Annotated in this window: 21 protein-coding genes and 3 pseudogenes; 7 read left to right on the forward strand and 17 right to left on the reverse strand. The window is 55.0% G+C overall.

Annotation, left to right across the window (positions count from 1 at the left end; all coding sequences use genetic code 11):
* Window positions 1–74: 74 nt before the first annotated feature.
* The 4 genes from PQU95_RS05020 to PQU95_RS05035 are packed head-to-tail and all read right to left on the reverse strand — an operon-like array spanning window position 75 to window position 3,461.
* A complete protein-coding gene (locus PQU95_RS05020; RefSeq protein WP_272750969.1) occupies window positions 75–1,088 on the reverse strand; it encodes a TRAP transporter substrate-binding protein in 1,014 nt (337 codons plus the stop codon).
* 49 nt (window positions 1,089–1,137) lie between these two features.
* The gene (locus PQU95_RS05025) at window positions 1,138–2,415 is read right to left on the reverse strand and encodes a TRAP transporter large permease subunit (protein WP_272750970.1); all 1,278 of its coding nucleotides are present in this window, start codon (window positions 2,413–2,415) and stop codon (window positions 1,138–1,140) included.
* 10 nt (window positions 2,416–2,425) lie between these two features.
* The gene (locus PQU95_RS05030) at window positions 2,426–2,941 is read right to left on the reverse strand and encodes a TRAP transporter small permease (protein WP_144372443.1); all 516 of its coding nucleotides are present in this window, start codon (window positions 2,939–2,941) and stop codon (window positions 2,426–2,428) included.
* The gene (locus PQU95_RS05035) at window positions 2,934–3,461 is read right to left on the reverse strand and encodes a gluconokinase (protein WP_272750971.1); all 528 of its coding nucleotides are present in this window, start codon (window positions 3,459–3,461) and stop codon (window positions 2,934–2,936) included. Before PQU95_RS05035 ends, PQU95_RS05030 begins: the two co-directional genes overlap by 8 nt.
* Window positions 3,462–3,648: 187 nt before the next feature.
* Here PQU95_RS05035 and gntR point away from each other — a divergent pair, with 187 nt between their 5' ends.
* Window positions 3,649–4,668: an HTH-type transcriptional regulator GntR gene (gntR, locus tag PQU95_RS05040; protein WP_272750972.1), complete on the forward strand. Its 1,020-nt coding sequence runs from the start codon at window positions 3,649–3,651 to the stop codon at window positions 4,666–4,668.
* A gap of 223 nt (window positions 4,669–4,891) precedes the next feature.
* Here gntR and PQU95_RS05045 read toward each other — a convergent pair whose 3' ends face one another.
* Window positions 4,892–5,776: a LysR family transcriptional regulator gene (locus PQU95_RS05045; RefSeq protein WP_272750973.1), complete on the reverse strand. Its 885-nt coding sequence runs from the start codon at window positions 5,774–5,776 to the stop codon at window positions 4,892–4,894.
* A 75-nt stretch (window positions 5,777–5,851) separates the two neighbouring features.
* On the opposite strand from PQU95_RS05045, the gene PQU95_RS05050 reads away from it, so the two are divergent.
* The 3 genes from PQU95_RS05050 to PQU95_RS05060 are packed head-to-tail and all read left to right on the forward strand — an operon-like array spanning window position 5,852 to window position 8,943.
* Window positions 5,852–6,919, forward strand: a complete 1,068-nt coding sequence (locus tag PQU95_RS05050) for a four-carbon acid sugar kinase family protein (protein ID WP_272750974.1) — start codon at window positions 5,852–5,854, stop codon at window positions 6,917–6,919.
* A complete protein-coding gene (pdxA, locus tag PQU95_RS05055; RefSeq protein WP_272750975.1) occupies window positions 6,916–7,911 on the forward strand; it encodes a 4-hydroxythreonine-4-phosphate dehydrogenase PdxA in 996 nt (331 codons plus the stop codon). Before PQU95_RS05050 ends, pdxA begins: the two co-directional genes overlap by 4 nt.
* Before the next feature lie 18 nt (window positions 7,912–7,929).
* Window positions 7,930–8,943 carry a hypothetical protein gene (locus PQU95_RS05060; RefSeq protein ID WP_272750976.1) on the forward strand — a complete coding sequence of 338 codons (1,014 nt, stop codon included), beginning with the start codon at window positions 7,930–7,932 and terminating at the stop codon, window positions 8,941–8,943.
* 435 nt (window positions 8,944–9,378) lie between these two features.
* Here the strand turns inward: PQU95_RS05060 and PQU95_RS18570 are convergent.
* The 7 genes and pseudogenes from PQU95_RS18570 to PQU95_RS05090 form a co-directional block, all read right to left on the reverse strand.
* Window positions 9,379–9,506 (reverse strand): annotated as a pseudogene (locus tag PQU95_RS18570) (IS5/IS1182 family transposase); the annotation flags it as partial.
* 114 nt (window positions 9,507–9,620) lie between these two features.
* Window positions 9,621–9,853, reverse strand: a pseudogene (locus PQU95_RS05065) (transposase); the annotation flags it as partial.
* Window positions 9,854–9,975: 122 nt separating this feature from the next.
* The gene (locus PQU95_RS05070) at window positions 9,976–11,109 is read right to left on the reverse strand and encodes an MFS transporter (protein ID WP_272750977.1); all 1,134 of its coding nucleotides are present in this window, start codon (window positions 11,107–11,109) and stop codon (window positions 9,976–9,978) included.
* Window positions 11,099–12,346 (reverse strand): ATP-grasp domain-containing protein, encoded by a 1,248-nt coding sequence (locus PQU95_RS05075; protein ID WP_272750978.1) that lies wholly within the window; start codon window positions 12,344–12,346, stop codon window positions 11,099–11,101. Before PQU95_RS05075 ends, PQU95_RS05070 begins: the two co-directional genes overlap by 11 nt.
* 230 nt (window positions 12,347–12,576) lie before the next feature.
* Complete coding sequence (locus PQU95_RS05080; RefSeq protein ID WP_272750979.1) at window positions 12,577–12,759, reverse strand: hypothetical protein; 183 nt, start codon at window positions 12,757–12,759, stop codon at window positions 12,577–12,579.
* 514 nt (window positions 12,760–13,273) lie between these two features.
* A pseudogene (locus PQU95_RS05085) lies at window positions 13,274–13,408 on the reverse strand (IS5/IS1182 family transposase); the annotation flags it as partial.
* Window positions 13,409–14,561: 1,153 nt separating this feature from the next.
* Complete coding sequence (locus tag PQU95_RS05090) at window positions 14,562–14,750, reverse strand: hypothetical protein (protein ID WP_272750980.1); 189 nt, start codon at window positions 14,748–14,750, stop codon at window positions 14,562–14,564.
* 38 nt (window positions 14,751–14,788) lie between these two features.
* Between PQU95_RS05090 and PQU95_RS05095 the strand changes: the two genes are divergently transcribed.
* Together PQU95_RS05095 and PQU95_RS05100 are read left to right on the forward strand one after the other, a co-directional pair.
* Window positions 14,789–15,436: a hypothetical protein gene (locus tag PQU95_RS05095; RefSeq protein WP_272750981.1), complete on the forward strand. Its 648-nt coding sequence runs from the start codon at window positions 14,789–14,791 to the stop codon at window positions 15,434–15,436.
* A 60-nt stretch (window positions 15,437–15,496) separates the two neighbouring features.
* A protein-coding gene (locus PQU95_RS05100; protein WP_272750982.1) for an IS3 family transposase occupies window positions 15,497–16,647 on the forward strand; the annotation gives its coding sequence in 2 pieces (ribosomal slippage) (window positions 15,497–15,743 and window positions 15,743–16,647; 1,152 coding nt in all).
* Between the two features lie 112 nt (window positions 16,648–16,759).
* On the opposite strand, the gene PQU95_RS05105 is transcribed toward PQU95_RS05100, so the two are convergent.
* The 5 genes from PQU95_RS05105 to PQU95_RS05125 all read right to left on the reverse strand — a co-directional run bounded on the left by PQU95_RS05105 (window position 16,760) and on the right by PQU95_RS05125 (window position 19,543).
* Complete coding sequence (locus tag PQU95_RS05105; protein WP_272750983.1) at window positions 16,760–17,107, reverse strand: hypothetical protein; 348 nt, start codon at window positions 17,105–17,107, stop codon at window positions 16,760–16,762.
* Window positions 17,108–17,219: 112 nt separating this feature from the next.
* Entirely contained in the window at window positions 17,220–17,981 is a 762-nt protein-coding gene (locus PQU95_RS05110) for a hypothetical protein (protein ID WP_272750984.1), read from the reverse strand.
* Window positions 17,982–18,461: 480 nt separating this feature from the next.
* Entirely contained in the window at window positions 18,462–18,713 is a 252-nt protein-coding gene (locus PQU95_RS05115; protein ID WP_272750985.1) for a hypothetical protein, read from the reverse strand.
* Window positions 18,710–19,090 carry a hypothetical protein gene (locus PQU95_RS05120; protein ID WP_272750986.1) on the reverse strand — a complete coding sequence of 127 codons (381 nt, stop codon included), beginning with the start codon at window positions 19,088–19,090 and terminating at the stop codon, window positions 18,710–18,712. The genes PQU95_RS05115 and PQU95_RS05120 overlap by 4 nt, the downstream gene beginning before the upstream one ends.
* Window positions 19,091–19,177: 87 nt before the next feature.
* A complete protein-coding gene (locus PQU95_RS05125) occupies window positions 19,178–19,543 on the reverse strand; it encodes a hypothetical protein (protein WP_272750987.1) in 366 nt (121 codons plus the stop codon).
* Window positions 19,544–19,605: 62 nt separating this feature from the next.
* Here PQU95_RS05125 and PQU95_RS05130 point away from each other — a divergent pair, with 62 nt between their 5' ends.
* Complete coding sequence (locus tag PQU95_RS05130) at window positions 19,606–23,496, forward strand: nSTAND3 domain-containing NTPase (protein WP_272750988.1); 3,891 nt, start codon at window positions 19,606–19,608, stop codon at window positions 23,494–23,496.
* Window positions 23,497–23,719: the final 223 nt, after the last annotated feature.

Below are 23,719 nucleotides of genomic sequence, written 5' to 3' on the forward strand. Positions count from 1 at the left end.
CGTGGCCGCCAGCAGGCAAACACCCCCCGTCTGCCAGCAGAACGGGGGGTGCCGTGGCCAGGCTTCTGGCGGGTTTAGCGCGCCTGCGCCAGCGCGCCTTGCAGCGCTTTCAGTACCTCGCCGCCACCGTTGGCCGCAAAGCGGTCAAACGCCGGCTTGGCCTTGTCGCGCATGCGCTTGAGCTCGGCGTCACTCACCTTGTTGATCTGCATGCCCTGCTGCGTCAGGAAGCTGACGCTGCGCATGGCCTCGGCACGGGTATCCTTGCGCTCGAAGGCGCGTGACACCACGGCGGCATCCTGCAGGATCTTCTGCTCGTCACGCGACAGGCCATCCCACCATTTCTTGCTGACCGTCACCACCCACGGGCTGTAGACGTGCTTGGTAATAGACAGGTACTTCTGCACCTCGTAGAACTTGCTGGACTGGATGGTGTTCACCGGGTTTTCCTGGCCGTCCACCGCCCGCGTTTCCAGCGCGGTAAACAGCTCGGCAAAGGCCAGCGGCACCGCGTTGGCACCAAAGCTGTTGAACATTTCGATGTATACCGGGTTTTGCATCACGCGCAGCTTGATACCCTGGAAATCCTCGAAGCGGGTAATCGGGCGCTTGGTATTGGTCACGTTGCGAAAGCCGTTTTCCCAGTACGCCAGCCCCACCATGCCCTTGGCCGGCAGCCGCGTGAGCAGCGACTGGCCGAAGGCGCCGTCCAGCACCTTGTCGGCTTCCTGCTCGTTGCTAAACAGGAACGGCAGGTCGTAGACGCCGAAATCCTTCTCCACGCCCACCAGGGTAGCGGTGGAGCCCACCATCATCTCCTGCGCTCCGCCGATCAGCGCGTTCTGCATTTGCACATCGTTGCCCAGCGTGGCCGAGGCAAAGCCTTTCACCTTCAGCTTGCCGCCAGAGCGCTTGGTCACTTCGTCGGCAAATACCTTCACCGCGCGGCCCTGGTTGCTGTCTTCGGCCAGGCCGTAGCCAAAGCGGATCAGGCGCGGCTTGATGTCGGCCGCCTGCACCAGCGGTGCGGCGAGGAAACCGGCGGCCAGCAGGCCGGCCAGTACGGGTTTGAACAGCAGGGTTGTCATGGGTCTCTCCTTGATTTGTATTGTCACGACAGCAACGTTGGCCCACAGGCTAACGGAAGAACTTGGCCGGTACGGTAACCAGCTCGGGCACCGCCACCAGCAAGGCCAGCAGCGCCAGGTAAACGCCCAGGAAGGGCAGCACGCCGCGGGTGGCGGTTTCCAGCGAAATGCGGGCAATGCCGCACACCACGTTCAGCACCGTGCACACCGGCGGGGTAATCAGGCCGATGGAGCCCACCAGGATGAACATCACGCCGAAGTAGGTCGGGTCGATGCCGGCTTGCACCACCAGCGGCATCATCACCGGGCCCAGCACCAGGATGGTGGGGGTCAGGTCCATCACGATGCCCACCAGCAACAGCAGCAGCATCATGGCGGCCATCAGCAGGCGCGGTTGCTCCATCAACGGCCCCAGCATCTGGCCGATCTGCGCCGGCAGGTCGGCCAGCGTGATCATGTACGACGACACCATGGCCGCGGCGCACAGGAACATCACGGTGGCGGTGGTGCGGGCGGCGTGCACAAACACCGGCTGCAGCGCCGGCAGCTTCAGCTCGCGGTACACCAGCAGACTCACCAGCAGCGAATACACCGCGGCCACCACCGCTGCCTCGGTCGGCGTGAACACGCCGAATTTCAAGCCGCCGATGATGATCACCGGCAGCATCAGCGCCCAGATGCCGTCCAGCAGCGCGTGGCGGCGCTGCGCCCAGCTCTGGCGCGGCTGCGGTTTCACCTGCATGCCGCGCGACACCCACAGCCAGGTAAGGATCAGCCCCGCGCCCATCAGCAGGCCGGGCACGATACCAGCCAGGAACAGCGCGGTAATCGAGGTATTGGTGGTGACGCCGAAAATGATGAACGGCATGCTGGGTGGAATGATGGGCGCGATGATGCCGCCGGAGGCAATCAGGCCGGAGGCGCGGCCAACCGGGTAACCGTTGTCACGCATCATCGGAATCAGCAAGGTGGCCAGCGCGGCGGTATCGGCAATAGCCGAGCCGGACAGGCTGGCCAGCAATACCGAGGCGGCAATGGCCACAAAGCCCAGCCCACCCTGGATATGGCCGACAAAAGCCACCGCCAGGTTGATGATGCGGCGCGAAATGCCGCCGGCGTTCATCAGCTCGCCGGCCAATATAAAGAACGGCACCGCCATCAGCGGAAAGCTGTCGGCCCCGGACAGCAGGTTCTGCGCGATCAGCTGCGCGTCGAAAAAATCCAGGTGGAACATCAGCGCTACCCCGGTCAGGATCAGCGCGAAAGCCACCGGCATGCCCAGGGCCATGCCGGCAAACAGTACAGACAGAAAGATTGCGATGGTCATCGGGTGTCCTTTACAGATCCTGGCCGCCGGCGGCGTCGGGGTTGCCCGGAATATGCGCCTGCGGGTGGCCCAGCAGGATGCGCAGCAGGTTCAGGCCCAAGAGCAGCAGCATGGCTACCGCGCACAGCAGGCCGGCGCCGGAAAACAGCGCCATCGGGAAGCCCAGCACCGTGGAATAGGTTTGCAGGCCGATCAGCGTTTGCTGCCAGCTGCCTTGCAGGAAAAGCACCAGCACGTACAGCATCAGGCCGTGGCTGAGCAGCGCGCACAGGCGGCGCCAGCGCGGGGCCAGCCTGGCCTGCACCATTTCCACGCCCAGGTGCGCGTGCTGGCGCGTGGCCAGGATGGCGCCCAGAAACACCAGCCACACGAACATCAGCCGCGACACCTCTTCGGCCGAGGCAATGCCCGAGTCGAACACGTAGCGCAGCACCACATTGCCGAACACCAACAGCACCATCACCGCCAGCGCCAGTGCCAGCAGCCATTCGATCACCCGCTCGCAGCGGGACAGCAGCTTATGCATGGGAACTCCTTGTCTGCGCCGTCAGGCGCGCTACCACGCCGGCCACCAGCTCGGCCACCGGCAGGCGGATATCGACCTCGATGGCGCCCTCTTCCGCCTGCGGCGGCTCCAGGTCGGCCAGCTGGCTGTCGATCAGCGCCAGCGGCATGAAATGGCCCTGGCGGGCACGCATGCGCGCCTCGATCAGCGCGCGCTCGCCCTTCAGGTACACAAAGGCCAGGCCGGGGCAGCCGTCGCGCAGCAGGTCGCGGTAGCGGCGCTTCAGCGCCGAACAGGACAACACCACGCCCTCCCCGGCAACCTGCGCCTGCTGTAACTGGCTGCGTAGCGCCTGCAGCCACTGGCCGCGATCGTCATCGGTCAGCGGGATACCGGCTTCCATCCGCGCCACATTGGCCGGCGGGTGAAAGTCGTCCCCCTCCACAAAGCGCGCGCCCAGCTCGGCGGCTAGCCTGCGGCCAACCTCGCTCTTGCCGCTGCCACATACGCCCATCACTACCAGCATCGTTTGCCTTATCATGTTAGCGTTAACATTTCGAGATCATAAAAATGCCACCGCAGTGGCCCTGCCGCACGACAGCCGCTGGCTGGCGTTTGGCCGGATGCAAAGTTAGCGCTAACATAACCCCCTGTAAAGCAGATTTGATCGTGCAGCGCAGCAAACTCTGCGCTCCCGACATCCACCACCTCCCGCTAGAATGAGCGCCATGACAGACCGCAAACCCCGCGCCGGCCAGAGCCGCGTCACCCTGAACGATGTTGCCGCCCATGTCGGCGTCAGCGCTATCACCATCTCCCGCGCGCTGAACAAGCCGGCACTGGTTACCGACAGCCTGCGCCAGCGCATCGACGACGCCGTGCGCCAGCTCGGCTACGTGCCCAACCGCGCCGCCCGCTCGCTGGCATCGGCCCGCTCGCACAGCGTGGTGGTACTGGTGCCGTCGCTGTCCAACGCGGTGTTTGTCGATACCCTGGCCGCCATCCACGACACCCTGTACCCGCGCGGCTACCAGACGCTGATCGGCGATACCCGCTACGCGCCGCAAGACGAAGAAACGCTGCTGCGCACCTATCTGGAATACAACCCGGACGGCATCCTGCTCACCGGCTTCGACCAGAACGACGCCGCCAGCACCCTGTTACGCAGTGCCGACATTCCCACCGTGCACATGATGGAGCTGGACGACAGCGGCCGTTACTGCGTGGGCTTTTCGCAGTTCGACAGCGGCTACGCGCTGACCCGCCAGCTACTGGACAAAGGCTACCGCCGCATCGGTTTTCTGGCTGCACAGCTGGACCCGCGCACCATCAAGCGCGGCGAAGGCTACCGCGCCGCACTGCGCGAAGCCGGCCTGTACCAGCCGCACCGCGAAATTGCCGAGGCACAGCCCTCGTCGGTGGGCCAAGGGGCGCGGCTGCTGGACGAGCTGCTACGCCAGGCGCCGGACTGCGACGCCATCTTCTGCAACAACGACGACCTGGCGCTGGGGGTGATGTTCGAGTGCCAGCGCCGCCACATTGCCGTGCCGCAACAGCTGGCCATCGCCGGTTTCAACAACCTGGAGATGTCGGCGTGGACCAACCCGGCGCTGACCACGGTGGCTACCCCGCGCTATGCCATTGGCCAGGTAGCGGCAAACATGCTGCTGGAGCTGATGGCAGGCCGGCAGCCCGACAGCACAACGGTAGACCTGGGCTACAAACTGCTGGTACGCGATAGCACCTGAGCGCGCCAACCCGCATGGCCAGACAGTAAGGCAGACATCACGCCAGCACGGACAGAAACGCCCACGCCTGGATGGCAGCCCGGCCGTAGCCAGCCTGTGAGTGCAGACATGAGTGGGCTGCACTGCACCACGGCAAAAGCCCGGACTGCTTCAGCTTCTGTGCCGGCCTGAAAAAGTCGAAAACGCTGAGTCGCCCCCTGCTTTCCTGGATACCCCGTGAGCCTCACTGGACTGCCCCGAAATCGGAAAGCGCTGCCCTTAACCACTCGGCCAATTTCAACTCCGCACCGCTCAATTCGTCAGGCCCTAGCCAGATCAAGCCATAGTGGCTGCCATCTGGCTCAAAACCCGCAGGAGCGCGCAAACGCCCTCGTTGTACATCGTCAATGGCCAGGATGTACGGGCTAAGAGCGACACCAAGCCCGGCAACAGCGGCCTCGATAATCAGTGCGTGATGGTCGTAATAGCGAATTTCGCTAGGACGGGGTACGGATGGATGCTTTTTAAGCCACTGCGCCCAGGCTTCCGGGCGTGTCTTGGAGCCTAGTGCCAGATAGTTGCCTTGTTCAAACATCGACACCAGATCAGGTTGCATCACGGGGCCAACCTGCTCGGGGAACAAGCGCAGCACCCGCCAGGACTCGGGACGGGCAAAGTCCAAACGGCGGATCGCCAGGTTGACGCGATCTTTATGAAAATCGACCAGACCACCGCCTACCGCCAGGTGCAGGGCAATATCAGGATGCAGCAGCTGAAAGTTGCCCAACCGGGGTATCAACCAGCGCATGGCTACCGAGGGCTCGCAGGATAGTACCAAGGCACGCTGCTCACTATGCATAGCACGCAAGCTTTGCACGGTGGCTTCCAACTCGCCAAAGAAGCGACCCAGGGTAAGGTTGAGTGTTTCCCCGGCAGAGGTTAGCCGCAGTCCGCGCCCGGACTTCTCAAACAAGGGAACACCGATGTCCTCGGCCAGTTTGTTGATACGGCGGCTGATTGCGCCATGCGTGAGTGCGAGCGAGTCTGCCGCCAATCGGACAGAGCCAAGCCTGGCAGTAGCTTCAAAGGCCCGCAGGTCATCGAGGGAGGGAATGTCTGAGCGGTTCATTGGTGATAATTTATCACCAATTAATGGCAAAAACTATCGCTTTTTATATTGTGTTCACGTCTCGATAATTGACGCATGGACACCAAACAAAATCTTCAGATATCGGTTCTGGCCGATGACCTCACCAGTGCAGCAGACGGTGCTGCGCCATTTGTCGAGGCCGGGTTTCGCGCCACTTTGGGCCGCGGACAACTACCCTCCAGACTTGCCAGCGTGGTTACCGTAGATAGCGGCGCACGCTCGGCCAGCCCGCAGGATGCTGCCGCGATGGTTGCCCACCTTACCCGACAACTGGCTCCACGCCCCCTACTGTACAAAACGGTAGATTCCACGCTACGCGGTCATGTGACAGTAGAACTGGAAGCCTGTTTCAAAGCCAGTGGCCGCAAAACCGTGGTTTTTGCACCGGCATTTCCCGCTGCCGGCAGGACAACAATCGGTGGCATACAGTACGTGGACGGCGTACCGGTAGCCGAAAGTGTTTATGGCTGCGATCCGGTACACCCGGCACAGCATTCTGCTCTTGCCGCACTACTTCCTGACTGTATCCCTCATGCCATTTTGCTTGATGCCTGCACACAGGACGAGCTGGACGCACAAGTCGCTGCCGTGGCAGACCCCGAGTCGGTACTGTGGGTAGGCTCGCCTGGCATGGCCATCGCCCTGGCAAAGCGCTTTGCGCCGAAACAAGCCACGCCTCAGGTAACGCCTTTCATACCGGGTGACCCGCTGGTGGTCATAGGGAGTGCCAACCCTCGCAGTCAGCAACAGGCAGATTATTTACAGCAGCGTACCGGGGTAGCACTACTACGCGCACCAGGACTTCGCTTGAGTAATCCCATCGAGGTTCTACAGCACCTTGCGCAGGCTGCGGCACAAACACTGAGCGACCCGCGCTTCGGTGCACTGATGGTCTCTGGTGGCGACACCATGGCGGCGATTCTGGACCACCTCGACATACAGGAGTTCGAAGTCTTGCAGGAGCTAGCGCCGGGCTTCCCGCTTGGTCACGCCATGCTGCCGCAAGGAAGGACGCTGCTACTAGCCATGAAAGCAGGTGGTTTTGGTGGTGACGACGCTCTGGAACACGCACTTAAGCAACTGCAATGCCTTACATCCAGCTCCCGAAAGGACCATTCATGAGCACACAGACCGCTCCATTAGCTTTAACCATGGGTGACCCCTGCGGCATTGGCCCGGAAATCGTGGCCAAGACGCTAACCCAGCGGCAAGAGCGGGCCATCGTTTACGGCAGCGTCGCTGTCATGCGAAATATCGTTCAGCGCCTGGGCATTGATAACTCGATACAGGAAATCAGTACACCGGAGGAGGCCCGCTTTCATGAAAACACCATCGAAGTCATCGAAACCTCGCAGCGTCTGCCAGTTCTGCCTATTGGCCAGATCCATGCTGCGGCGGGACAAGCTGCTTTTGATGCACTGATTGCAGCCATTGCAGCGGCAAAACGTGGTGCCGTCAGTGGCATTGTTACGGCACCCATCAATAAGGAGGCAATGAGCCTCGCAAATATCCGCTATCCCGGACATACAGAAATCCTGGCGGATTACAGCGGAGCCAAGCGTGTCGCGATGATGCTGGCCAACGATGACATTCGTACGGTGCTAGTAACAATTCACATGTCTTTACGCAAAGCCATCGAGCAAGCCGATTTCAATGCCCAGCTTGCTGCAATCCGCCTCGCATGTGAGGGATGCAAGGCATTAGGTATCGCCAAACCACGTATCGCCGTGGCTGGGCTGAATCCGCATGCTGGTGAAGGAGGCCTGTTCGGTGATGAAGAAATTCGCATCATCCGCCCGGCTATTGCGGCAGCGTGTGCGGAAGGAATCAATGTCAGCGGGCCCTATGCCGGCGACACGGTCTATATGCATGCCCGCCAGGGGAAGTTCGATATCGTCGTCGCCCAGTACCACGATCAGGGTCTGATTCCGGTGAAATACCTGGGGCTGGACAGGGGGGTAAACATCACGCTGGGGCTGCCCTTTGTCCGCACCAGCCCCGACCATGGCACAGCATTCGATATCGCAGGGAAAGGCATTGCTGACCACGCCAGCCTGGTGACGGCGCTGGATTATGCAAAGCAGCTGGTCGCTGTACAAACCAAATCCGAATAATTGTGAAAGGGTAATACCATGGGACTCCGCTTCATTTTTATGCTGACTCGCAATGACCGCACAGTGGCCGACGCAGAACAGCAGCTGCAAACTGCACTTAGCCTGGGAATCCGCCACATCGGCTTCAAGGATATCGGCTTGCCACTTGAGCAACTGCAGCGTCTGAATGCCGCCATAAAGGCCGGGGGCGCTACTTCCTATCTGGAAGTAGTATCACTGGACAGGGAAAGTGAAATCACTTCAGCTCGAGCTGCCGTTAGCATCGGCGTAGACATGCTGCTGGGCGGCACTCGGGTAGACGATGTTCTGCCTATCATCGCGGGCAGCCACATCCAGTATTTTCCCTTTCCGGGCAGGATTACCGGACATCCCAGCGTGCTGGAAGGCAGTATCGATGAAATCGTAGCCAGTGCAAGGGAGATCTGTGCGCATGATGGTGTACATGGGCTGGATCTGCTGGCCTATCGATCCAAAGAAAATGTACCTGCCTTGATGGCTGCTGTTTGCTCTGCCGTTAGCAAGCCGGTTTATGTTGCAGGGTCGATCAGCAGCCCGGACAGGATTGCCATCGTCAAGGCTGCCGGAGCGGCAGGCTTCACCATCGGCACTGCTGCGCTGGATGGACAGTATCCCGCAGACGGTAAAGATGAAGCCAGCCAACTGGCGGCCATCATTCGTGATGTCGCGGCACTCAATCAGCACCTGTCGCCGCTGCACAAAAACAAGCTGCCACACACAGAAGACAGCATGCCGCAAGAGCAGCCCGACAAAGTGAAAGGCCAGATCAGCCAGATGAAAGTTTCGTTGAATACGATCGAAAATCAGGCAAGCTGGTCATTCCGCAAGAGTGTGGATGAATTGTTCTTCGTCCATCGTGGCCGCTTGCTGATGAAATTGCGCGACAGGGAAGAAGTGGTGGAAGAGAGTGAATTCATCATGGTGCCGCACGGGGTAGAGTATTGCCCTGTCGCACTGGATGGCGCTCGATGCGAGGTGCTGAAGATTGACTCCGTTATGAACCAAGCTGCTTGAATCGTCCCAGGCGAAATCTCCGCCAAAACCGTAATGGGGGCTGCTACCTCTGTGAAAACAGGCCTTTTCTGTTGCATATAGCGGGCAGCCTCTTGCTGGCCATCGTGATGACCGAGCACTTATCGGCAAAACAACCTTCAATTGGCAGCTAAACGTGGCCGCTCCTTAATATAGGGCGGCCACAACTTTTGTCAGCGCAGCGGGTAGCGTTTGTGCATGTAATGACCCACTAGCAGGCTGTTGAAATACCCGTCAGCCTAGCGCAGTCCTGTCTTTTCTTGCGCATGACGCAGCTTTGGATTACCTCCAGCAGCCCCATATCCTGCCAACTCTAGCCAGAATCGGTAATCGGACAGTGCCTGGGGCGAGAATTTCCCCGATACGCTTCCTATCACGTCACTTCTGGACACAATGCCACCCATGAACGTAGCAGTGTCATGTGTAAGCCGCCATCGTCAATGTCTGTAACTGATCCACCTTGGCCAAACCCCGCACCATCACCTGACGGCTCGGACCGTGGTTTTGCCCCAGCCGAAACACTGCCCGATGCATTTGCGCCGACGCTAGCTCAGCTGCGCCGGTGCGACTCTACTTTTGCGGTACAGCTTGCCGTCTGGATCAGTGACCGAAGCATGACTGGCATTACTGTGCTTCTCTCCATGCCAGTTTTCTGGGGGACGTCGGCGGTACAACACCGGAAGCAACATTGCCAGCACCAGTCTCGCCGGCGCAAGCTCGGTCGTCCTCCTTTGTCATCGGCTTCGTACATTGCCGAGAAGCGGGCATCCATTTTGATGAGGGCTTCGTTGAGCCAGGAACGGATGGGACGCAGCGGGAGGTTGGCCGGAACGAATTCCTCAAGCCGAATGGTGGTGAACAACGCTTCGTTATAACCGTCCGCTCCACGCATCGCACATCCTTCCATCTTGAGCACTTGTCCGCATCGTCGCTGATCGGTGCGCTAGATGCCAGTATTTCAACAGCCTGCTAGCCGATGCATCTCAGCGACGGGGTTAATGCGAGCTTGATTAATCAGACCATGGCTTGTACTTGCCGTCGCAAAGATCGATTACTCAGTGTTAAGAGAATTAAAAACATGGCCGAAACAAAACACACAATGCGAGGATTAGCGACAACCCATAATATATATTGCGCCCCCGCCTCTCCAACCGCGCCAGCTACCCATACAAAACCAAAATAGCGACTTTTAAAATTAGCAGGTGCATAATTAGAGACAAAGCTATACAGCAACGGAATGGCCATCAATTCACCAATACTAAGCAAGACAACACCCAACACAACAGTTGATATATGAGTAGCAGCACCAGCGCATAAAATGCCAATAATTGTAAGCCATAGACCGATGAATATTTTATTCCAAGCATTGATATTTCTTTGTGGACTCTTACTGCGCAAAGCACCCCAAATGAATGCACAAAGCACAGTAAAGGAGTTTAGACCTAGCCAGACATTGCCTTCAAACTGGGTGCCCAATTGGGATGATATCAATGGTACGCTAGAAAAGATCATTGTATAGCAAGCCCAAATACCAGAAAATACAAGTAGCACCTGAAGAAACACATGGTCACGCAAAGGTTCCATCAAACCGCTAGTGCCTGTTAGTTTTACGGCATGGAATTCCGAAGATGTAGTCACGGCCATCCAGCCAAAAGCAACAGTCAGGAAAATCAATAGGTATAAAGATTGACTAGCAAAGAGAGGCCAAATAACCATCGGCCCTAACATTGCACCCAAATTTATCAGCAAATAGTGAATAGAAAATGCATACTCACTCTTCGTGCCTGCAAACTGACTGATACTTGCATAAATAGCGGGATTGAGAATGCCACCGCCAATGCCAACTATACCACCCGCAATTAATAGTTGAATTGACGATGTCGTGACGCAGAGCAAGGCAAAACCTATTGCTTGCAACACAGAGCCAAATAATATAACGCAATACTTATCAAACCGATCAGCCAAAAAACCACCTACCAAGGGGAATAGCCTGTAACAAAATATTTGAATAACAAAATACAAAGCGAGATCCGATTCGCTAAGCCATCTGTCTCTCAATGCGGAATATGGTGCATTGGGTGTGATAGAAAAGAAAATTAACTTATCCAAACCATGAAAAAATAACAATGGCAGCAACTTAGAATTCATTCGATGCTTTCAAAGGAATAGAATGAATCTTCACCATGGACATTGCTGTTTTTAGATTTTGCACGGCCTGCTCATTGTCATCACCGGTCACAATAATATAGGCAACACGATCTACAGAGCTTTGCGGTGGTCGAATCTTAGCACCTGATTTCTTTTCCACAACACAACGTACTAAAAAAGGCAGTAAAGAAAGCTCTTCCATGCCTATTAGCTCTTGAAACTCACCAGCCTCAGTAGCCACAACAAATCCAACTGCAGCACCACGAATATTTTTTGCACTGGACTTAACTGGCTTCATAAGAAGAATATCGAGATGCATCTCAAAGAGATTAACGCCTGTCGCAAGCGGGACCAGATCCGTCGTAATGTGATCGCCTCCGGGTCTCGGATTGCACTCTATGATCTTAGGACCATCTTTGCCCAATTTGAGTTCGACATGGAATACGCCGGTCTCCAATTCAAGCGCCTCGGCAGCTTGGTATGCGGCACTGATGAGTGCATCAGCTTGTGCGTTTGAAATGCGAGCAGGATGCACATGGCCCAACTCTACAAAATATGGTGGCGCAGTGACCCATTTTTCTGTAACACCAGCAAAACGAAGTTGTTTCTTCTCCAATGCAAGTTCAACACTAAATTCATTTCCATCTGCAAATTCTTCCAATAATACTTCGTTTCGATGTTGAAAACCAAAGACACCAAAACTCATTTCAGAAAGCACAGCAAAGGCGGCTCGTAGTTCAGCATCATCGTAGACCAGGGAAACGCCTTTACTCGAGGCGGAGCTTGTCGGCTTTACAATTAGTGGATAACCGATACGTTCTGACTCTAGTAAGGCTTGCTGGACAGACTTTACCAATAAAAATTGTAAAGACGGGGCCGCGCTACGCTGGTATGCAACACGCGCCTTATCCTTGTGCACCCCAAGGTTTGCAGAAGATACCGTCAGACCGAGCAAATCATGCTTGACTGCGAATCCGGCTGCAGACTCTGTAACAAACTGATTGCCAGGCACAACTGCCGAAATAAAATCCAGCTGATTAATCTCTTTTATAGCAGATTGAATTTTATTTGGATTACTCACATCACAGACAACCACGTGCTCAACTAAATCGCGATAGCCATGCATATCAGGAAAATTTATATCGCTTGTGGCTACAATACAGGAAATTGACATTTCCTTTAACGCTCGAAGGTAGCCCAAACCAAAATAGCAAGGTTCAATCACCAAGACTTTCATAAGTACCTCTCTTTGGCATTTTATATTTCAGCCTCAACCTTGCTGAAAATAACAAGGTGATCAGCAAGTTATTCGATTTGCGCCAATGTATTTTTACAAGAAAATAAAATACGTATGGTAGATTTAATTAGCTTATTAGGTAAACGCATTGTACTTATTATTCGCAAAGGCATCATGCCATGGCTGCTGCAAGCAGAGCCCTGCGATATATAGAAACCCGATGTATTAGGTCACTCATCATCAATGCCGATCGACGCGCCTGAAAATGCCAAAGACAAAATACAAGGTGAGCTTTTTTCATCCAAAACCAAACGCACGTAATCAAATTGCAAAAAATATAAGTAACCAATTAAATGCTTAGCTAGTTGACGAATTTTTCCAATTGCAGAACCGTTATTAAGCAAATTATTCATTAAAGCCTCACCCAACAAGCTGATCCCATACACGTTGCCAATATAAAAGCGCTAATAATTGATTCACTTATTCTTTCAAAATCACCAAATTGAAAGCATCTAGCCAAATATCACATCGACATACTATCACAATCCATGGCTATATCACTTTCAAGTGGGTGCATAAAATCAGGAATTCATCCCAGCCGGGAAAGTAATACAAGGGCATCATAGTTTTATTTGGCAACTAAAATTGCGCGCAGAAAATTTCTGCAAAAAATGTAAAGCTTTTGTAGAGTTTTAATACTGAATTATCAATTTACGCGCTTCGTTTGGTCTGAGTTAAACCTGCTCGCCGGAAGGAGAAATTACGTGATGATGACATGCTATTTTCGCCATCGAAACTTCTACTTGCTGGCTGTTGAAATACGCACCAGCTGGGCATACGCCATCCTCTGCGGTGCCATAATCACAACCCGGTGAACACCCTGAATCAGCACGAACCCGGCCTAGCAAGGCTCGTTTGCAGCTTTTTTCACCTCCACCATTCCAACGCTGGATGCAATGCGGCCAACGTCCGCAGCCGCATTAAGTCGTAGGCCACCATTGCCAGTGTCAGCAACTGATCAACCTTGGCCAAACCCCAAACCACCACTTGACGAATCGACCCTGTATTGAGCAGCACCCAACCCAAATACATATGATGATGAAATCATGCCCACATGCTGACATCAATAATTTATGAAATATTGATAAATGGCAATGGGGTATTTTTTGAATTATTACATCGAAAAACAACAAGAGACCAACTACACATCACTGAATCAGAAGCCAGGGGGAGTATTTGGCTGGTGCTGTGCATAGCTGCTTGAATCGCCCTTGCTTCTGTAGATAATTGAACGGCTGCAATCAATACGGAAGCGGACGTCGTGAGCCTGGCTGTGACTGAGCGCTTTGGCCGATCAGCTGCCTGGTCAGACCAGACAGCGGTTGGTCGTCGGCCATAGCGGACTTTCATATCTCAGATAAAAGATGGCCCCTTCCAATTAGGAAGCAGCAGTAAACGTATCTAGTAAAAGTGGGGACGATGCAACCTGTATCTCTGCGTCATGCACAACATCCATAAGCCAGCAAAACACCAGTTTTCTATTAAACATAAAAAAATTCCGCAATATAGATGTAACGTTTGCTAAGACTTTGGGTTTGCTTTCGACTTTATTTAGCCGGAACAGACAGTGTTCCGGCTAAATAGAGTCGAAAACACAACACACGCCCCAGCAAGGCTTGCAGAGCGGCTGCTTAAGTTCGTGTTTCCTTTAAAGTCGAAAACAAATAGTCTGCGATGAAGCAATTGAGCCTCACACTATCAATAAAAGTCGAAAACAACCGACTTTTGATCTTATCACCATACACGCCCCCGTCCAGGCTCTTACCTGGGCAGTCATGTAAAAGTCCGTCCAGGCAACAGCTTGGACTCTGTAGACACACAGCTTTGGGGCGATCTCCTACTTATAGATGGGTTCCATTTGTGATAACCGGTCATCGCACTCAAGCATCCGCTTATTTATTTGCCGATCTTTCTGCCGATATGATTATGTAAATTACCAATTAAGAACAATTACTTATAAAAACCATGTCGATTGAACTGAGAAAATTTTGCCGATCTCTGTACCGATGATTGTGATGACTGCACAAAGCAGGGAGTACCCGTCCAGCAGGGCCTCCTTGCCTAGCCTTCTGACAGGATTGACGCAGACAACAAGCAAAAATGGCCGCCATGGACTTAGAAGCAGCCATCAATGCATCTAGCAAACGCAGGAGGATCAATCCTTACCAGAACGGCAAGCTTCGAGCTCACGTTTCAGCCGAGCTATCTCGCTCTTCATGCTTTCCGCGTCAATGAGCAGATCGCGCACCTTGCTCCAGTAGGCATATCCCAAGTCCCCCTCTTCATTCGCATGCTGCTGTAGCCTGCGCAAGGCAATTTCCAAGTCAAAGCTATCATTGTGCATGGTGTACCCCCTCACCGTTGTTATCCCAAAGATGATTAATGAAAAGTCTCAAGCACGGCGCGCCTTCAAACTCGCCCACGAACACTAATAGGGCTGACCCGACGTCCCCCCGACGCCTCTACAATCACATCCGTTCCAACAACCTGCACACTAAAATTTTTTACTTCCCGCTTCATGGCTATTTTTCCCTATTAAATTCCGTGGGTTTATCCGCTGCCTGTTTAGCAGCGCCACATTCGACGCAATGCGTCCAAATGCCACCTGGCGGCAGCCCGTCGTCTTTGTTGCCAAAATCAGGGTCAGGCTGGAAATTCTGCGGCCACTTCGACACTGACACGCCGACCGAATGGCCAACAAATGTGCGGACCTACACCGTGGTACGGGTAAACCGTCCCGCCATCGCCGTCATGACACTCGTCGCAGAAATCACTCATTTCCAATTTCCCGAGTTATTTCGGACGTTGCGTCTGCGACATCAGCTCTCCGCATTTTTCACAGGTATAGTGGTCTTCCTGGCCAACCTTGACCGCCCTCATGCCAGTGAGCGTTACCGACTCCCACATGTCGGAGAAGGGCTGATCATTCTCAGAAGTTCTCTCCTCCCCAAGATGCCCGTTTGGGCAGATAAAGTGAACATACGTTCGCATGGTCATATTTTAGTCTCCGGCCTGTTATCAAATCACTGAATCGCCCCTCCTTTCCTAGATACCTCGTGAGCCTCACACTAGGCCCTACAAGGAGGTGTCATGAGCAGGCAGCGTTTCCCCGAAGAATTCAAGATTGAAGCCGTCAAACAGGTAACCGAACGTGGCTATCCGGTGGCCGAAGTCGCCAGCCGTCTCGGTGTTTCGGCACACAGCCTGTATCAATGGCTGAAACGCTACGACCCCAAGCGCGCGAAACCGGCCGAATCTGCTGACCAGCAAGCTGAAATCCGCCGTCTCAAGGCAGAGCTGAAACGGATGACCGAGGAGCGCGACATCCTAAAAAAGGCCGCCGCATACTTTGCCAAGGAGTCCGGGTAAGGTATGCCTTCATCCGGACTCATGAGCAGCAGTTTCCTGTTCGACGTTTGTGTCGTGTCATGGCTGTGCACCCCAGTGGCTACTACGCCTGGAAAGCTTCCCCGCATTCACGCCGCGCTCGCGAAGACCAGCGTTTGCTGGGACACATCAAGCAGGCTTGGCTAGAGAGTGGTGGTGTCTATGGCTACCGCAAGGTGTATGACGACCTGCGGGCTCTGGGCGAGTGTTGCAGCAAACACCGAGTGGCCCGGCTGATGAAGCAGGAGGGACTACGTTCGCAGACGGGCTACCACCGACGTCCGGGGCATTACCGTGGCCGGCCCGCAGTGGTGGCGCCGAACCACCTGCAGCGCCAGTTCACCGTGGATGCACCGAATAAATCCTGGGTGACCGACATCACGTATATCCGCACACATGAGGGGTGGTTGTACCTGGCGGTGGTGCTCGACCTGTTCTCGCGGCAGGTCATTGGTTGGTCGATGCAGTCACGTATCGATAGAGAGCTGGTGCTGAATGCCCTGTTGATGGCGGTATGGCGACGTCAGCCAAAGCAGGAGGTGCTGGTGCATTCCGATCAGGGGAGTCAGTTCAGTAGTTACGACTGGCAGGACTTCCTGAAGGCCCATCGCTTGGTGCCCAGCATGAGTCGACGCGGGAACTGCCACGACAATGCCGTGGCGGAGAGTTTCTTCCAGTTGCTGAAGCGGGAGCGCATCAAGCGAAAAACCTATCACGACCGGGAGGAAGCCCGACGAGACATCTTCGATTACATCGAGATGTTCTACAACCCGAAGCGCCGGCATGGTTCCGCAAACGGGCTATCGCCGGTAGAGTTTGAGAAGCAATATTTCCAACGGCTCAAGAGTGTCTAGAGAAGTTGGGGCGATTCACCCTGCGCATCAACGGTGTACACGTTGGTCTGAATGAACTCGCAACCACGGATGTACCGGAAATAAGAAGCAACGAGCTGTTCGCCTACGTTGATCATTTCTCGCCGCCGATTTGTGCTACGTAGATTTGATCCCCAAGATCAAAAATACCAACAACAGTGGAGTCTCGGCATTTACGTGAGGTCTCATAAGCGTCTGCAAAGCTATCCATCGTCAAGGCCGCTTGCGGATTTTTGCACCATGCTTTTTTTGTAGCAACCGCGGTGTCTTCGAACATCGCTAGAAACTCGTCTGGCACAGGTAGATGGACTCCATAACCGAGAAACTCGGCAGTTGCTGGCAGACCATATTCTTTCTTAATGTCAACGAGGGTACGCTGATTTAATCCGAGCGCATCAGCAATGCGCTGTTCTCGTGAACCTCGCTTTTTGGCTTGCCCCATACTACGTTCCTTTGGTCACGAAGCTAGAACAGCTTCTTTGGCATTCCGAGTCGTCACCTCAGCGCTCATTGATGGAAGGCTGACTATCCCCGACCTCCACAATATTTACATGCTAGGTGAGAAAATTTATGACGTCGCCTATGGCCTCTCCAACCACGTGGCTAATTTTTGCCAGCACTTCACCGCCTTTGCGCACCTTATCAATCTTTTCAGCAGTCTCAGCTGTCTTTGTCAAAACTGTCTCGAACCGTTTGAGTAGCATCTTGTCTTCGGTGGAAGCATTCTCAACCTGCTTCGTCAGTGCCGGGCTATTTCGACGAATGGCACCATAAGTAGTTTCAAGCGCAGTCTCAACTGGAGAAATACCACTAATACGATATTGACGTAGGGCCATGCGGATCAGATCAATCTGACGGAGAACAAAATCTTTGACATACATCGACAGATTGCTGGCTTCGATGGATTCTTGCAGTGACTCCAGATCAGAGATAAGAGATGCCAATTCCTCGGCACTGAGCTCGTCTTCTTCCTTCGGAAGTGCCCAAGCTGCCCATTGGAGACCAAGGAGAACATCAGACGGTAAGCTACGTTTGTGTGAGGCCCACTCTTGATTTAAGAGCGTGGCCGAGGCGATTCCCTTGATACGAGCAAAGCTCTCATAAAATAGCGGTTCAGGGACCCCCTGCTCGATCAGTTTTGTCTTTGCAAGCTCGATTTCAGCGCGAAAAGCCATTAGAGCAGCGGTAGCTCCATCTTCATCGTTTTCACTTAGCTTGAAAACATGAATCCAAAGCTGAATAAACTGGGTACCACTGCGATCGGGATAGCCTATGACTTGTTCATAGATCGCAAGGATTCTTGCAGCTGAATTCATGCTATCTCCTGAAAAATTGGCGGGAAAACCAGCCAATGCCTTATTGAGAAATATGACTTACGAGTGTAGCAGTCGGGTGATGCATTGTCCCTGTGATTATGTCATTCAGACGCCATTCGTCGCTCATGCTATCAACCAAACTAGAACACTATCCAGCTGAGTATCTTTGACAGAACTAATCACCACCCGAGTAAGTGTCACCCCAAGTATGACGCAACACCGTGCATGGCTTTCCTGTGCGCGGGTTCACACCGGCAACTACCGAAGGGCCACGCGCCCCCGCACCGGGCCACCTGGACATACCGGCGAAGCCATCACTGAGCCACCAGGCTAGCCAGAACGGAATCCACATGATCAGGCCGCCGATCAACATGGCGGGAATGTGCTGCCATTCGGGCAGTGCCAGCCATACCGATGCTGGCACGGGAAGCCAGAGCATCCAACGTCGGCCAGTAAATAGCTTTTTGACTATCGTTCCCTTCATCGCTTCTGTTCCTCGATGACCACCATCACATAAGTGGCGGTATTCTTGTCGTCCTGCATGTGAACGACCCGGAAGCCCTTTTCGTAAATCTGGCGGATGGTCACTCTACCGAGGTGTTCGCAACTCATCAGCGAGTCAGCGCCCTGGAACGAACCAATACACACGCCACCACGCAACGTCCCGCCATCAGCGGCCATCGCATTAGTTGCCACAACGGCCAGTAAACCCGCGAAGAACGTTTTTCTCATTTTGGTAGCTTCCCGATGGTGCAGCGTACCTCGTCGATTTCCATGATGAGGCCGCCCATATCTGCCTGCGTGCGTCGGATCTGAATGTCTGCCACCCGGCAGAAGCTACGCGCCAGACGCACCACATCCGCGTCAGATCCCCCTGCAGGCACGATGCCGCTCCCCACCAACACTTGGCCTTTTTTGCACTGTGAGCGGATAAAGTCACTGGCCTGGTAAATCTTCCTGCTGTTCTGCGGCGCTGTGCCGAGATCACACACGGAATTGTCGGTTGGACCACCCAGCAGCGAGGCTGCGCCTGCCAGCTGAATAGCGCAAATTACCATAGCAGCCACCATGCCCCCTACTTGCCGGATTGCTGTGCTTCTGCCCATCATCACACCGCCAAATAATGACAAAGATATATTATGACTTAAGCGCGGCTGATGTAAAAGTAGCAGAAAAGATGTAGCTTTCCCGCGATGTCAAAGCTCATAGCGATCTTGCTGTATGGACCGTTCTGGGGTCAGGTCTGTTGGTTTGGTCATCAAAGTAACGGCATCGAGTTTCAGCTGGATACAATGACAAGCGAGAAGGCGGGGATGCTGCGGTACAACACGATGACGAGGGTGCAGGTGGTGGAGCAGAGCGCCGAGTTCGCCATAGCAAATGGCACTAATGCCAACGTCGTTCATCGTAGGTGCAAGCTGGCCCAAGGCGGTGACGCCAATGCGCCCACGAAGACAGACAACTCTGGCGATGGCTCCATCGCCGGGACCGCCCATCAAATCGAAGTCGGCGGGTGTGGACTGGCATATAGAACTGCCCAGCGGCATGATAACGGTGTCCATTTTTTGGCCGAGCAGCGCTATTCTAGATAGCAAAGAGGGAGACTTCGTTTCGAAGAAGATGTATGTCAATTGAGATTATCGGCCAACAAAAGTACCGCTTTCAGGATCACGTATGCGTACTTCTAGCTGTACTTGCGTCCGGGAATCCGAGGGCCTCGCTGCAGATCGAGCCCAAAGACGGCGAAGATGCCCTTCTGCATGCCACAGAAAATGGCGTTACCAGAACGGTGGAAGTGCAGGTGAAGGGCGCAACCACCGCCATTACACATGATGTATTGGCGGACTGGCTTGCTCACTATCCGGCCCACAGTGACAGCGGATCGCTGCTAGAGCGGATTTCGAATGATTCCAGCAGATCCGTGTTGTTTGTTGCCAGCGGCCGTTGCAACGATGCCGTCGCCCCCCATACAGTGCCCCTGTCGGTCCACACAACGCAAGTGCCAAAGGGGTGCGTAACAAACGCCGTAGAGCACGGAATGCGGGAGGGCTTGCACAACTACGCGACAGGCACATCATCAACTGACTCGAACTTGGTCAAACGACGTCGAGCGAACATCGGGGCACTGCTTGCGGTCACACCTGCTGCTTCACTGAAGACAGCACTTCAGAGGGTCCTCATCGCTGAGCGGATTGACGAGTCCACGGTTCTAAGACACATTCGAGTCACCCTTGAAACTGTTCACCGCGTGGTTCCAGATCGGGTTGAGGAGGTGATAAGGCGTATCACAGACATCGTCTTGAGTGAAAAAAAGACCGACGTGAACATACTGCCACAGGTGGACAAAGTCATCTCGTGGGGCTCGGCGGTAGACCCGTTGGTAGCGGTATCCTACGTTTCCAGAGGGGAGGAGCAGACCTTACTGGACCGCCTGTCGCTCGACTCTGCGCTCCTCCTCACTGGGCCTCCTCGCGTGGGAAAGACTTTCTGCGCTCGCAACCTAGCGTACTCGCTACAAAAGCAAGGCTACAGCGTTCGAATCTGTACCGACATTTCAGAAGCAGAACGCTATCTGACCGAGCCTGTGGTAGGCAACCGAGCCGCTCTCGTCGACGACCCACTTGGAGGCGCGCATGCGGCGGACAACGCGGCACGCGAGCTGATGCTACTGGGCACCCTGATCCCCAAACTTGCCAACGGCAGGCGGCTCATCGTCTCTCAAGCGCAGGACCGCCTCCTGCAGATCTCTCGATGTCAGTCAGTCTCCGCCATCCGTACAGGAAACTTGTTCTGGGTGGAGATGAGCATTGGTACCAACGGTTTCCTAGGCAACCTCTGGAATAAACTGAGCACCGACTATTCCGTCCCTCCGTCTCTAGGAACGTTGGTTGCAGAGGCCATCGAGGCTGGGCAACTTGACTTGGAACCTGGCTGCCTCGTCTACCTTGCAGCCAACCACGATCGTATCGGTGCGGACCCTCAACTCGCCGACGTTATTAGCCACGCGCGTCAAGACTCGAGATCTCTGGGCGACGCGCTACGCGAGGAGCAACTCGCACCTCTAATGAGCGCGCTCGCGATTGCATCGACACCTTCCCTGCGAAGCGCTGAGCTGGAGCTAGCATTCGTGCTGGACGACAAGCGAAGCGACTGCCCCGGTGAGTCCAACGTCAAGGGAACCATGTCCTCATGGCCTAGCGAAGTTTCGACCACGCCGCCGGCACCGCCGCCAAGCTACGTACCACTCCCGGCTTTGTCTGCACAGCAGCGCGATGACTTGGATCGCCTTGAGCTTCGAAGAATGGTAAGCCGAGCATCCAAGCGCTACACCTTCAGCCACCCATTCTACCGGGCCAGTGCCGAGTCGCTTGTGGATGCCGCGACCACCCGATCAATGGAGTCGGCGCTATCCACTTTGGAACGGGCGCTGTTCACGCTCGATGCTGATGTATCCCGTGCGGCGGCCACCAATCTCGGCTGGGTGTACCGTAATCTAAACACTGAGGATGGTCGGCAAGGTGTCTTTAGCCTAGCGGTTCGAGGACTGCATTCGATCTTTCCCGCAGTCCGTGACTTGTGTTTCGAGTTTGTTGTGCGCAGGCTGCAAACACTGTCTGTTGAACATCAGGCAAAGATGCCTGACTGGGTACGCTGCGTAACCATCATGGAGCTTTCATACGTAGAGTGGACAGAGGATGGTCAGCCACGCATCCCGTCGGCCACGTTCGAGGACTACCTGGAAGTCGACCCGTTCCCAGCATCTGTTCCTCTGGCAGAGGTCGAGGATGCGTTGGTCCTCTTGGACAGTGAACGGCCGGAAACCCTTTCCGCACAGGATGCGGCAAGAGCTGTGATGTTCCTTCAGGAGTCCCCCGGGCGGCTGACGCTCCAGATGGCATCTCGACTTCTAAGCTTTGACATCTCCATGATCCGTGCGCCTGTTGCTCGCCTCTGGCTCAGCTCCCCTCGAGACGGCGACCAACTCCTGTTGCAGCGCATCTTCAATGAGCAGCACCCTGCCGTCACCAAGGCCGCATACAAAGGCGTGCTGAAAGCGTGGCCAGTCTGCAGTGAGCCGCGCCGCGCCGCCCTCATTAGCGGTCTACAGATGATGGCTGATTCCCCGATCTCGGCAGCTGTTCTTATCGACAGCCTGGTGGCGATTACTCGCAAAGAGTACGGAGGCAGTGAGACCCCTTGGCCAGTGCTTGAAGCCCTGATGCCATTGGTTCTCCGTCAGCTGCCGCTAGGTGCCTCATTCAGGGACGAGCGGCTGTACTACGTGATGAATGATGCCATAGGGAACATGTCTCACGAGAGCCTGATGGAAATCATTGACCATTGGATAGCTTTGGTCCACCAGTACGCGCTTTCTAGAGTCCCGAGCGACTACATGCTCGGCGTCACGAACATCCTCATCGCGGGTGTATCGAGCGAGACCAGCGAGAGGGGAGTACGGATCGAACGCCTGCTTGCAGTTCCTGGCACAGCAAGTCGGATCCGTGTGGTCTCGGACCTAGTTGATAATTGGGATAACCTGAAAGACGTTGAACGAGCGCGCATACTACAGCATTTGACGACAGCAGACCTTGATGTTGTATGGCTGCAAGCAGCTGCGCTGACTCGCCGTGACGTTCCATCGGAACTCCAGAACGCGTTGCTTCCAGCGGGACTCACATTAGCTTCGGTACCTGAAGAAATTATCTCTAGGCTGCCGGCCTCGATTCTCGAAGCGTGTGTGCATGTCTTCACTGGCCACCATCCCGTCATCTACTACGTTGGTGTCCACGGATCTAGAAACACAGCGTGGAACTCGGTGCTTCGTAGAATCGTACGCATGCCAGATCACAGCATGTTCGAGGTGGCATGGGAATGGCTGTCATTCATGGGCGAGGAAGAGGTACTGGCGGAAGTAGCGCATGCGCTGGGCGTCGCCCATGCAGAGCGCCTGGCCGGCCTGTTGCTTGAGCGCAAGCAGCACACGTCCGGCGAGTTCATGGCGGACGTCTGGAACGCGCTCTTCGGACTTCCCGTGAGCCAAGACGTGAAGTCAGATTGGCTTGCCCGGATGGCGGCACTCGCACCCAATGCTCTGAGTTCCTTAGAGGAGCACGAGAGTTGGATTCCTGAGTCGCATCGCAAAGAATTCCTGTCGCACTTCGAAAGCGACGGTACACTGCGTAAGCTAGCTGTGGCCATTCTGCGGGTGCTGGACGCCATTCAAGACGGAGATGACTCCGCTGAGCTGGAGGGGCTGGAAGACGAAAAGTCAGTCACCTCAAGCCTGTTGGTGCAATCCCAAATGCTGAAGCTAATCGAAATCATGATTGACAGACACCCCCCGAAGCACTGGCAATCATATGATATTGTTCTCAAGCTCATGCGCTTGGGCAAGCTCTCCGATGACGTCTTCAAGAAGAAGGTGCAGGAGCTTCGCTCACATGGTATCGAGCTGGCGTGGGATCGTCCAGCAAGGCGATGGCAGACCCCGACGAACTGGGAGGGGCGCTCCTGAATCGACCCTGAAGGCGCCACTAGCATCAATACCCGCGCTGCGTGTGGCGGACCTTCGCAAGCTCGCTGTATGGAACGGGAACTGGGTTACTTCGGCCCGCGATAGCACCGCTGTAACCTCTACTTTCAAGTAGGCACTCGATCCGTTCCCACAACCTGGCCCATGTGACCTCCTCCCAAAAAATGGCCGCTTGTCTTATGTAGACGCGGGGCGATTCTGATCT

The organism is Vogesella aquatica, assembly GCF_028548455.1.
Lineage (GTDB): Bacteria > Pseudomonadota > Gammaproteobacteria > Burkholderiales > Chromobacteriaceae > Vogesella > Vogesella aquatica.